At 50.3% G+C, this 12,005-nt stretch carries 11 protein-coding genes; 10 read left to right on the top strand and 1 reads right to left on the bottom strand.

Annotated elements, in window-relative coordinates; genetic code table 11:
* Nucleotides 1–94: 94 nt before the first annotated feature.
* Nucleotides 95–1,072: a Sel1 family TPR-like repeat protein YbeQ gene (gene ybeQ / locus K0335_RS13645; protein ID WP_104919352.1), complete on the top strand. Its 978-nt coding sequence runs from the start codon at nucleotides 95–97 to the stop codon at nucleotides 1,070–1,072.
* Between the two features lie 69 nt (nucleotides 1,073–1,141).
* On the opposite strand, the gene K0335_RS13640 is transcribed toward ybeQ, so the two are convergent.
* Nucleotides 1,142–1,624, bottom strand: coding sequence for a zinc ribbon-containing protein (locus K0335_RS13640; RefSeq protein ID WP_001044880.1), 483 nt, complete (start codon nucleotides 1,622–1,624; stop codon nucleotides 1,142–1,144).
* A 234-nt stretch (nucleotides 1,625–1,858) separates the two neighbouring features.
* On the opposite strand from K0335_RS13640, the gene leuS reads away from it, so the two are divergent.
* The 9 genes from leuS to rlpA all read left to right on the top strand — a co-directional run bounded on the left by leuS (nucleotide 1,859) and on the right by rlpA (nucleotide 11,906).
* Nucleotides 1,859–4,441, top strand: coding sequence for a leucine--tRNA ligase (leuS, locus tag K0335_RS13635; RefSeq protein ID WP_001157890.1), 2,583 nt, complete (start codon nucleotides 1,859–1,861; stop codon nucleotides 4,439–4,441).
* A gap of 14 nt (nucleotides 4,442–4,455) precedes the next feature.
* Nucleotides 4,456–5,037, top strand: coding sequence for an LPS assembly lipoprotein LptE (gene lptE, locus K0335_RS13630; protein WP_001269681.1), 582 nt, complete (start codon nucleotides 4,456–4,458; stop codon nucleotides 5,035–5,037).
* Nucleotides 5,037–6,068: a DNA polymerase III subunit delta gene (gene holA, locus K0335_RS13625; RefSeq protein WP_104919350.1), complete on the top strand. Its 1,032-nt coding sequence runs from the start codon at nucleotides 5,037–5,039 to the stop codon at nucleotides 6,066–6,068. The genes lptE and holA overlap by 1 nt, the downstream gene beginning before the upstream one ends.
* 3 nt (nucleotides 6,069–6,071) lie before the next feature.
* Nucleotides 6,072–6,713: a nicotinate-nucleotide adenylyltransferase gene (gene nadD, locus K0335_RS13620; protein ID WP_000838875.1), complete on the top strand. Its 642-nt coding sequence runs from the start codon at nucleotides 6,072–6,074 to the stop codon at nucleotides 6,711–6,713.
* A 258-nt stretch (nucleotides 6,714–6,971) separates the two neighbouring features.
* Nucleotides 6,972–7,289: a ribosome silencing factor gene (gene rsfS, locus K0335_RS13615; RefSeq protein ID WP_001161671.1), complete on the top strand. Its 318-nt coding sequence runs from the start codon at nucleotides 6,972–6,974 to the stop codon at nucleotides 7,287–7,289.
* A 3-nt stretch (nucleotides 7,290–7,292) separates the two neighbouring features.
* A complete protein-coding gene (gene rlmH / locus K0335_RS13610) occupies nucleotides 7,293–7,760 on the top strand; it encodes a 23S rRNA (pseudouridine(1915)-N(3))-methyltransferase RlmH (protein ID WP_000776098.1) in 468 nt (155 codons plus the stop codon).
* A 30-nt stretch (nucleotides 7,761–7,790) separates the two neighbouring features.
* Complete coding sequence (gene mrdA / locus K0335_RS13605; RefSeq protein ID WP_000776205.1) at nucleotides 7,791–9,692, top strand: peptidoglycan DD-transpeptidase MrdA; 1,902 nt, start codon at nucleotides 7,791–7,793, stop codon at nucleotides 9,690–9,692.
* Between the two features lie 2 nt (nucleotides 9,693–9,694).
* Nucleotides 9,695–10,807 (top strand): peptidoglycan glycosyltransferase MrdB, encoded by a 1,113-nt coding sequence (gene mrdB / locus K0335_RS13600; protein WP_024256918.1) that lies wholly within the window; start codon nucleotides 9,695–9,697, stop codon nucleotides 10,805–10,807.
* Nucleotides 10,808–10,817: 10 nt separating this feature from the next.
* Nucleotides 10,818–11,906 carry an endolytic peptidoglycan transglycosylase RlpA gene (rlpA, locus tag K0335_RS13595; protein ID WP_104919349.1) on the top strand — a complete coding sequence of 363 codons (1,089 nt, stop codon included), beginning with the start codon at nucleotides 10,818–10,820 and terminating at the stop codon, nucleotides 11,904–11,906.
* Nucleotides 11,907–12,005: the final 99 nt, after the last annotated feature.

Below are 12,005 nucleotides of genomic sequence, written 5' to 3'. Positions count from 1 at the left end.
CTGACGCGACATAATACGCATAAAATAAGACTTGCGCAAAAATGGAATACATAAAAATATAATATATTTTCTCCGTAACCATAAGGAAATGATAATGATTTTTACATCAAGTTGCTGCGATAATTTATCAATAGATGAGATTATCGAACGTGCTGAAAAAGGAGATAGTGAAGCACAATATATTGTTGGGTTTTATTATAATCGCGATAGCGCAGTTGACTCTCCGGACGACGAAAAGGCCTTTTACTGGCTGAAGCTGGCCGCTGAGCAAGGCCATTGTGAAGCACAATATTCCTTAGGGCGGAAATACTCCGAGGATAAAAGTCGCCATAAAGATGACGAGCAAGCCATCTTTTGGCTGGAGAAAGCCGCACTGCAAGAACATACTTTCGCTTCCAACACCCTTGGATGGATACTGGATCGTGGAGAAAACCCCAACTATAAAGAAGCGGTTGCCTGGTATCAGATAGCCGCGGAGAGCGGAATGTCTTATGCGCAAAATAATCTTGGGTGGATGTACAGAAATGGCAACGGAGTCACACAAGATTATGCGCAGGCATTGTTCTGGTACAAACAAGCTGCATTACAAGGCCATAGTTACGCACAAGACAATCTGGCCGATCTTTATGAAGACGGTAAAGGTGTTGCCCAAAACAAAGCTCTTGCCGCATTCTGGTATTTAAAAAGCGCACAGCAAGGTAATCGGCACGCTCAATTTCAAATTGCGTGGGATTATAACGTTGGCGAAGGGGTTGACCAGGACTATAAGCAAGCAATGTACTGGTATCTGAAGGCTGCCGCTCAGGAAAGCGTCGACGCTTACGTTAACATCGGCTATATGTATAAACACGGTCAAAGCGTTGAGAAGAATTATCAGGCCGCCTTTGAATGGTTTACGAAAGCCGCTGAATGCGATAACGCCACTGCCTGGTATAACCTTGCCATTATGTATCATTACGGAGAAGGAAGACCTGTCGATCTCCGACAGGCTCTCGACCTGTATCGTAAAGTTCAGTCATCCGGTACCAGGGATGTCAGTCAAAAAATCCGTGAGATTGAAGATTTACTGTAGAGATAAAAACAAGGGCCGGGGAATTTTATTCGGCCCAAATTTTCGTTATTGGCGTGCGAAATCAGACTATTAAGGCTCGAACGGGCGTCTCTGGAACTGGTCATGCCCGCATTTAGGGCATAACGTCAATACTTCCGGCGTGTAAATCGGGAGATGGAAGTGACATTTCTCGCAGACCAGATTCCCCAGACCTACGACTTCCCCGCTGTGATAAACCCCGTGATGATTGAGATCCTGGAAAACTTCGCGCCACTCAAGTTGCGTTTTATCGGTAATGTCCGCCAGTTCCTGCCAGAGGCTTTCTTTAATCACCCGCATAAAGACGCTGTCAGATTCTTCTTTCAGGCTCTCTTCATAGCTCATGGCGAACTCTTCCAGGTCACGTCTGACTGCTCGCGTCAGCTCATCAACCTCGGTTCGCGTTAACTCCCCTGTTTTTATTACGCGCTCGCGCGCCTGTTCCACCAGTGCGTCGATATCACGTTCGCCATTACGCAGGCGTTCGCTCAGTGACGCGACCAGTTCACGGTAATATTGAGCAACCTTGTTCATCGTTTCATCTCCCGGGTCGTTAACTGACTATAATAATAGACGTTCTTTGTTCCTTGCTTTGCTATTACGCCCACAAACTCTGTAAATTAATGTATGAATAATCCGGGCATCATTTCAACGTCGAGTGCGTGAAAGGCTGTTTTGACGCGGACGTTTGGGCTATGCTATGCGGATCTGAAAAACCACCTCAGCGCTACATTTGTAGCCGTATTGAAAACAGGACCACTGGCTGCCATGCAAGAGCAATACCGCCCGGAAGAGATAGAATCCAAAGTACAGCTTCACTGGGATGAGAAGCGCACATTTGAAGTAACAGAAGACGAGAGCAAAGAGAAGTATTACTGCCTGTCTATGCTTCCCTATCCTTCTGGTCGACTACACATGGGCCACGTACGTAACTACACCATCGGTGACGTGATCGCCCGTTACCAGCGCATGCTGGGCAAAAACGTTCTGCAGCCGATCGGCTGGGACGCGTTTGGTCTGCCTGCGGAAGGCGCAGCGGTGAAAAATAACACCGCGCCAGCACCGTGGACGTACGACAACATCGCGTACATGAAAAACCAGCTCAAAATGCTGGGCTTTGGTTATGACTGGAGCCGCGAGCTGGCAACCTGTACGCCGGAATACTACCGTTGGGAACAGAAATTCTTCACCGAGCTGTATAAAAAAGGCCTGGTATATAAGAAGACTTCTGCGGTCAACTGGTGCCCGAACGACCAGACCGTACTGGCGAACGAACAGGTTATCGACGGCTGCTGCTGGCGCTGCGATACCAAAGTTGAGCGTAAAGAGATCCCGCAGTGGTTTATCAAAATCACCGCTTACGCTGACGAGCTGCTCAACGATCTGGATAAACTGGATCACTGGCCAGACACCGTTAAAACCATGCAGCGTAACTGGATCGGTCGTTCTGAAGGCGTAGAAATCACCTTCAACGTTAACGACTATGACAACACGCTGACTGTTTACACTACCCGCCCGGACACCTTTATGGGTTGTACCTACCTGGCGGTAGCGGCAGGTCATCCGCTGGCACAAAAAGCGGCGGAAAATAATCCTGAACTGGCGGCCTTTATTGACGAATGCCGTAACACCAAAGTTGCAGAAGCTGAAATGGCAACGATGGAGAAAAAAGGCGTCGATACTGGCTTTAAAGCGGTTCATCCATTAACGGGCGAAGAAATTCCGGTTTGGGCAGCAAACTTCGTATTGATGGAATACGGCACCGGCGCAGTCATGGCGGTTCCGGGTCACGACCAGCGCGACTACGAGTTTGCCTCTAAATACGGCCTGAACATTAAGCCGGTTATCCTGGCAGCTGACGGCTCTGAGCCAGATCTTTCTCAGCAAGCCCTGACCGAAAAAGGCGTGCTGTTCAACTCTGGCGAGTTCAACGGCCTTGATCATGAAGCAGCCTTCAACGCCATCGCCGATAAACTGACTGCGATGGGTGTTGGCGAGCGTAAAGTGAACTACCGCCTGCGCGACTGGGGTGTTTCCCGTCAACGTTACTGGGGCGCGCCAATTCCGATGGTGACGCTGGAAGACGGTACTGTAATGCCTACCCCGGACGACCAGCTGCCGGTGATCCTGCCAGAAGATGTGGTGATGGACGGCATTACCAGCCCAATCAAAGCTGATCCTGAGTGGGCGAAAACCACCGTTAACGGTATGCCTGCGCTGCGTGAAACCGATACTTTCGACACCTTTATGGAGTCCTCCTGGTACTATGCGCGCTACACTTGCCCTGAGTACAAAGAAGGTATGCTGGATTCCGAAGCGGCCAACTACTGGCTGCCGGTGGATATCTACATTGGTGGTATCGAACACGCCATTATGCACCTGCTCTACTTCCGCTTCTTCCATAAACTGATGCGTGATGCAGGCATGGTGAACTCTGACGAACCAGCAAAACAGTTGCTGTGTCAGGGTATGGTGCTGGCGGATGCCTTCTACTATGTTGGCGAAAACGGCGAGCGTAACTGGGTTTCCCCAGTTGATGCTATCGTTGAACGTGACGAGAAAGGCCGTATCGTGAAAGCGAAAGACGCGGCAGGCCATGAACTGGTTTATACCGGCATGAGCAAAATGTCCAAGTCGAAGAACAACGGTATCGACCCACAGGTGATGGTTGAACGTTACGGCGCGGACACCGTTCGTCTGTTTATGATGTTTGCTTCTCCGGCGGATATGACTCTCGAATGGCAGGAGTCTGGCGTGGAAGGGGCTAACCGCTTCCTGAAACGTGTCTGGAAACTGGTTTACGAGCACACTGCAAAAGGTGATGTTGCAGCACTGAACGTCGACGCGTTGACTGAAGATCAGAAAGCACTGCGTCGCGATGTTCATAAAACTATCGCTAAAGTGACCGATGATATCGGCCGTCGTCAGACCTTCAACACCGCGATTGCGGCAATTATGGAGCTGATGAACAAACTGGCGAAAGCACCGACCGATGGCGAGCAGGATCGCGCCCTGATGCAGGAAGCACTGCTGGCGGTAGTCCGTATGCTTAACCCGTTCACCCCGCACATCTGCTTCACGCTGTGGCAGGAGCTGAAAGGCGAAGGCGATATCGACAACGCGCCGTGGCCGGTTGCAGACGAGAAAGCGATGGTAGAAGATTCCACTCTGGTGGTGGTGCAGGTTAACGGTAAAGTCCGTGCCAAAATCACTGTTCCGGTGGACGCAACGGAAGAACAGGTTCGCGAACGTGCTGGCCAGGAACATCTGGTAGCAAAATATCTTGATGGCGTTACCGTGCGTAAAGTGATTTACGTACCGGGTAAACTCCTCAATCTGGTCGTTGGCTAAGCGCGGGAGGAAGCGTGCGATATCTGGCAACATTGTTGTTATCTCTGGCGGTGTTAATCACCGCCGGGTGTGGCTGGCATCTGCGTGATACTACGCAGGTTCCTTCCACTATGAAGGTCATGATCCTGGACTCTGGCGACCCGAACGGGCCGTTAAGTCGTGCGGTACGTAACCAGTTACGTCTGAACGGTGTCGAGTTGCTTAATAAAGAAACCACTCGTAAGGACGTTCCATCCCTGCGTTTGGGTAAAGTGAGCATCGCGAAAGATACCGCATCGGTATTCCGTAACGGTCAAACAGCAGAGTATCAGATGATCATGACGGTCAATGCGACCGTGTTGATCCCCGGCCGTGACATCTACCCGATTAGCGCCAAGGTCTTCCGTTCGTTCTTTGATAACCCGCAAATGGCGTTAGCGAAAGATAACGAACAAGACATGATCGTAAAAGAGATGTACGACCGTGCTGCCGAACAGCTGATTCGTAAGCTGCCAAGCATCCGTGCTGCGGATATTCGTTCCGATGAAGAACAGACGTCGACCACAACGGATACCCCGGCAACACCTGCACGCGTCTCCACCACGCTGGGTAACTGATGATTCGGTTGTACCCAGAACAACTCCGCGCGCAGCTCAATGAAGGGCTGCGCGCGGCGTATCTTTTACTTGGTAACGATCCTCTGTTATTGCAGGAAAGCCAGGACGCTATTCGTCAGGTCGCTGCGGCACAAGGATTCGAAGAACACCACACTTTTTCCATTGATCCCAACACTGACTGGAATGCGGTCTTTTCGTTATGCCAGGCCATGAGTCTGTTTGCCAGTCGACAAACGCTATTGCTGTTGTTACCAGAAAACGGACCGAATGCGGCGATCAATGAACAACTTCTCACACTCACCGGACTTCTGCATGACGACCTGCTGTTGATCGTCCGCGGTAATAAATTAAGCAAAGCGCAAGAAAATGCCGCCTGGTTTACTGCTCTTGCGAATCGCAGCGTGCAGGTGACCTGTCAGACGCCGGAGCAGGCTCAGCTTCCCCGCTGGGTTGCTGCGCGTGCAAAACAGCTCAACTTAGAACTGGATGACGCTGCAAATCAGGTGCTCTGCTACTGTTATGAAGGTAACCTGCTGGCGCTGGCCCAGGCTCTGGAGCGTTTATCGCTGCTCTGGCCGGACGGCAAACTGACCTTGCCGCGCGTTGAACAGGCGGTGAATGATGCCGCGCATTTCACCCCTTTTCATTGGGTTGATGCTTTGTTGATGGGCAAAAGTAAGCGCGCGCTGCATATTCTTCAGCAACTGCGTCTGGAAGGTAGCGAGCCGGTTATTTTGTTGCGCACATTACAACGAGAACTGTTGTTACTGGTTAACCTGAAACGCCAGTCTGCCCATACGCCACTGCGTGCGTTGTTTGATAAACATCGCGTTTGGCAGAACCGCCGGGGCATGATGGGCGAGGCGTTAAATCGCCTGAGTCAGGCACAGTTACGCCAGGCTGTTCAATTACTTACACGGACAGAAATTACTCTCAAACAAGATTATGGTCAGTCAGTATGGGCAGAGCTGGAAGGACTTTCTTTGCTGCTTTGTCATAAAGCGCTGGCTGATGTATTCATTGATGGTTAAAAAATGAAATCTTTACAGGCGTTGTTTGGTGGCACCTTCGATCCGGTGCATTATGGTCATCTTATTCCCGTAGAAACGCTGGCAAATTTGATTGCCCTATCACGGGTGATTATCATGCCCAACAATGTCCCCCCGCATCGCCCACAACCTGAAGCAACTTCTGTGCAGCGTAAAGAGATGCTCGCTCTGGCGATTTCTGACAAGCCTCTTTTTACCCTGGACGAGCGGGAATTGTTACGCAATACCCCTTCGTACACTGCTGAAACACTCAAAGCGTGGCGCGAAGAACAAGGTGCGGATGCTCCACTGGCGTTCATCATTGGTCAGGATTCTCTGCTAACACTTCCAACATGGCATGATTACGAGAGCATTCTCGACAACGCTCATTTAATTGTCTGCCGCCGTCCTGGGTACTCTATGGAAATGGCCTCACCAAAATACCAACAATGGCTGGAGCGGCATATGACCTATAACCCGGAAAATTTGCACTCATCACCGGCAGGCAAAATTTATCTTGCTGAAACTCCATGGCTTAATATCTCTGCATCACTTATTCGTGAGAGGCTGATGAAAGGAGAATCCTGCGAAGATTTAGTGCCAGAATCAGTGCTGGAGTACATTAATCAGCACGGCCTCTATCGGTAAATTTCTCTTTTTTACCAGGCGGAACATTTCCGCCATTGACACCCCCATGCAGCCTGATATTCTCCGCAGCCAGACTTTTTCCGCTATGCAGAGCGTTGTAGAAATTGTTTTACAAAAATGGCGATGCATTCTATGGCGCGGGGTGGGATGATAGCCCACTTTCGACAGCCGATTCGGCGACAATTGTCCCGAAATCGCCTCTGGTTCAGGTATACTGACAGACCATTTTAGCTATTGTTAATCACCCAGGGGGAAAACTTGCAGGGTAAAGCACTCCAGGATTTTGTTATCGACAAAATTGATGATCTTAAAGGTCAGGACATCATCACCTTAGACGTTCAGGGTAAATCCAGCATCACCGATTGCATGATTATCTGCACTGGCACCTCCAGTCGCCATGTGATGTCAATTGCTGACCACGTAGTACAAGAGTCTCGCGCCGCAGGTTTGCTGCCGCTTGGTGTTGAAGGTGAAAACAGCGCAGACTGGATTGTCGTTGACCTCGGTGATGTGATTGTCCATGTGATGCAGGAAGAGAGTCGCCGCCTGTATGAACTGGAAAAACTCTGGAGCTAATGCGTGAAGCTGCAACTTGTCGCTGTTGGTACAAAAATGCCCGCCTGGGTTGAGACGGGGTTTACCGAGTACCTGCGGCGTTTTCCTAAAGATATGCCTTTTGAGCTGGTAGAAATTCCAGCGGGCAAGCGCGGCAAGAACGCAGATATCAAGCGCATTCTCGAGAAAGAAGGTGAGCAGATGCTGGCTGCCGCAGGCAAAAATCGGATTGTTACATTGGATATCCCAGGGAAGCCCTGGGATACGCCGCAACTGGCAGCCGAACTGGAACGCTGGAAGTTGGACGGACGCGATGTCAGTCTGTTAATTGGCGGGCCAGAGGGATTATCTCCCGCTTGTAAAGCAGCTGCAGAACAAAGCTGGTCACTCTCTGCATTAACGCTCCCACATCCGTTGGTACGTGTGTTGGTTGCAGAGAGTCTGTATCGGGCGTGGAGCATCACCACTAATCACCCTTATCACCGAGAGTGATCATAGAGCCTTGAGTAGAAAACGCTGCGGATGAAACTACAGAACTCTTTTCGCGACTATACGGCAGAGTCCGCCCTCTTTGTACGTCGGGCGCTGGTCGCTTTTTTAGGCATATTGCTGCTGACTGGCGTGCTGATTGCCAACTTATATAATCTGCAAATCGTCCGTTTTACTGACTATCAAACTCGTTCCAACGAAAACCGTATAAAGCTGGTGCCCATTGCCCCCAGTCGCGGCATTATCTACGACCGCAATGGCATTCCTCTCGCACTCAACCGCACCATTTACCAGATTGAAATGATGCCGGAGAAAGTCGAGAACGTGCAGCAAACGCTGGATGCCTTGCGTAGTGTCGTTGATCTGACTGATGACGATATCGCCGCATTTAGAAAAGAGCGTGCTCGTTCCCACCGCTTTACATCAATTCCGGTTAAAACCAACCTGACCGAAGTTCAGGTGGCGAGATTTGCGGTGAATCAGTACCGTTTTCCTGGGGTGGAAGTTAAAGGCTATAAACGCCGCTACTATCCCTATGGTTCGGCGTTAACCCATGTCATCGGTTATGTGGCAAAAATTAACGATAAAGACGTCGAACGGTTAAATAATGACAACAAACTGGCTAATTATGCCGCGACACACGATATCGGCAAGCTCGGCATTGAACGTTATTACGAAGACGTATTACATGGTCAGACAGGTTATGAAGAGGTCGAAGTTAATAACCGAGGCCGGGTAATTCGTCAGCTTAAAGAAGTACCGCCACAGGCTGGTCATGATATTTACCTGACGCTTGATCTGAAACTGCAACAGTATATTGAGACGTTACTGGCAGGAAGCCGTGCTGCGGTGGTCGTTACGGATCCCCGCACCGGTGGGGTTCTGGCTCTGGTCTCAACACCGAGCTACGACCCTAACCTGTTTGTCGATGGTATCTCCAGCAAAGAGTATTCCGCTTTGTTGAACGATCCTAATACCCCGTTGGTTAACCGTGCCACGCAAGGCGTTTATCCACCAGCGTCTACGGTTAAACCGTATGTTGCTGTTTCTGCCTTAAGTGCAGGGGTAATCACCCGCAACACCAGTTTGTTCGACCCAGGCTGGTGGCAGCTACCAGGTTCTGAAAAACGCTACCGCGACTGGAAAAAATGGGGGCATGGTCATCTTAACGTCACCAAATCACTGGAAGAGTCAGCGGATACCTTCTTCTACCAGGTCGCCTACGACATGGGTATTGACCGCCTTTCCGAATGGATGACCAAATTTGGTTACGGTGAGTATACAGGTATCGACCTTGCAGAAGAGCGTTCCGGTAATATGCCGACGCGCGAATGGAAACAAAAACGCTTTAAAAAACCGTGGTATCAGGGCGATACCATTCCTGTAGGCATCGGTCAGGGTTACTGGACAGCAACACCTATTCAGATGAGTAAGGCGCTGATGATCCTGATTAATGATGGCATTGTGAAGGTTCCACACCTGTTAATGAGCACTGCTGAAAATGGTAAAAAAGTGCCCTGGGTGCAACCACATGAACCACCAGTGGGTGATATTCACTCTGGTTACTGGGAACTGGCGAAAGACGGTATGTATGGTGTGGCTAACCGTGCCAATGGCACAGCACATAAATACTTTGCCAGTGCGCCATATAAAATTGCCGCAAAATCCGGTACGGCCCAGGTCTTTGGCCTGAAAGCAAATGAAACCTATAACGCACATAAAATTGCTGAGCGACTACGCGACCATAAATTGATGACCGCATTCGCACCGTACAATAACCCACAAGTCGCGGTTGCCATGATTCTGGAAAACGGCGGTGCTGGTCCGGCGGTTGGTACACTAATGCGACAAATTCTTGATCACATTATGCTCGGTGATAACAACACCGTTCTGCCTGCGGAGAATCCGGCAGTGGCAGCGGCGGAGGATCAATGACCATGACGGATAATCCGAATAAAAAAACATTCTGGGATAAAGTCCATCTTGATCCCACAATGTTGCTCATTTTACTGGCCTTATTGGTATACAGCGCACTGGTTATCTGGAGCGCCAGCGGCCAGGATATCGGCATGATGGAACGTAAAATCGGCCAGATTGCGATCGGGCTGGTGATTATGGTCGTGATGGCACAAATTCCACCGCGCGTCTATGAAGGCTGGGCCCCCTATCTCTATATCATCTGTATTATTTTGCTGGTGGCAGTAGATGCCTTTGGCGCAATTTCTAAAGGTGCCCAGCGCTGGCTGGATCTTGGTATCGTTCGTTTTCAGCCATCGGAGATTGCTAAAATTGCTGTACCGTTGATGGTAGCGCGTTTTATTAACCGTGATGTCTGTCCTCCCTCCTTGAAAAATACAGCTATCGCGCTGGTACTTATTTTTATGCCAACGTTGCTGGTAGCTGCGCAACCGGACCTGGGAACGTCAATCCTCGTCGCCCTTTCTGGTCTGTTTGTGCTTTTCCTTTCCGGCCTGAGTTGGCGGTTGATTGGTGTTGCTATCGTGCTGGTCGCGGCATTTATTCCGATTTTGTGGTTCTTCCTGATGCATGATTATCAGCGACAGCGTGTAATGATGCTGCTCGACCCGGAATCCGATCCATTGGGTGCTGGTTATCACATTATTCAGTCTAAAATTGCTATTGGCTCAGGCGGATTACGCGGGAAGGGCTGGCTGCACGGCACTCAGTCACAGCTTGAATTTTTACCCGAACGCCACACTGACTTTATCTTCGCGGTACTGGCTGAAGAGTTAGGATTAGTGGGGATTTTAATTCTGCTTGCGCTCTATATTCTACTGATTATGCGCGGATTATGGATTGCTGCCAGAGCACAGACTACTTTTGGTCGTGTAATGGCAGGTGGTTTAATGTTGATATTGTTCGTTTATGTCTTCGTAAATATTGGTATGGTGAGCGGTATTCTGCCAGTTGTTGGCGTACCGCTACCGCTGGTCAGTTATGGAGGCTCAGCACTCATCGTGCTGATGGCCGGGTTCGGGATTGTTATGTCGATCCATACCCACCGAAAAATGTTGTCGAAAAGCGTATAAGGGGTGCGCAATGCGTAAGGAGTGGCTCGGGATATGCATCGCGGCAGGAATGCTCGCGGCGTGTACAAACGATGATGGTCAGCAACAGACGACAGTACCGCAACCAGCGGTATGTAATGGCCCGATCGTTGAAATCAGCGGAGCGGAACCTCGTTTCGAATCACCAATTGCGACGGCTAACCAGGATTATCAGCGCGACGGTAAGAGCTATAAAATCGTTCAGGACCCTTCACGCTTTAGTCAGGCCGGTCTGGCGGCAATATACGATACAGAATCAGGTAGCAATCTGACCGCTTCCGGCGAAATGTTTGATCCGACACAACTCACTGCCGCACATCCCACGTTGCCGATTCCCAGCTACGCGCGAATCACTAACCTGGCAAATGGTCGCATGATTGTAGTGCGAATTAATGATCGTGGGCCTTTTGGCAGTGATCGCGTCATTGCACTTTCGCGTGCAGCGGCAGATCGACTCAATACTTCGAACAACACTAAAGTCCGTGTTGATCCTATTATTGTGGCGCAGGATGGTTCAATGTCTGGCCCGGGTATGGCCTGTACCACTGTTGCAAAACAAACCTATGTCCTGCCTCCCCGCCCGGATTTAAGTGGGGGAATGAGCAGCACTACAACGCCTGACTCAGTACAACCGCAAGGTGATGTCCTGCCGATTAGCAACTCTACGTTGCAAAGTGATAATTCACTCGGAGCACCTGTTACCAGCAGTGGTTTTCTTGGTGCTCCCACAACGTTAGCACCGGGTGTACTGGAAGGCAGCGAACCAACACCAACTCCTGCACCACAACCCGTTAACACTACGCCAACGTCTACCCCGGCGATGATCACCCCGCAGGCCGCGACTCCCGCTGCCAGCAGTGGTTTTATGGTGCAGGTTGGTGCAGTCAGCGACCAGTCCCGTGCGCAACAATACCAGCAACAGTTAGCGCAGAAATTTGGCGTGCCGGGGCGAGTAACACAAAATGGCGCGGTATGGCGCATTCAGTTAGGACCATTTGCTAACAGAACAGAAGCCAGCGCACTGCAGCAGCGACTGCAATCCGAAGCTCAATTACAGTCCTTTATCACCGTTGCGCAATAGCGTAAATCTGGCATCTGAACTGTCAATTTCTGTAAACGACGTTAACAAAGTCACGCGGAAAGTCAGATGCCGGGCGGTATAGCGTTTGCTATAGTAGGG

The organism is Escherichia sp. GZ89, from assembly GCF_019366485.1.
Lineage (GTDB): Bacteria > Pseudomonadota > Gammaproteobacteria > Enterobacterales > Enterobacteriaceae > Escherichia > Escherichia fergusonii.
This window is presented reverse-complemented; position numbering and strand designations above follow the sequence as displayed.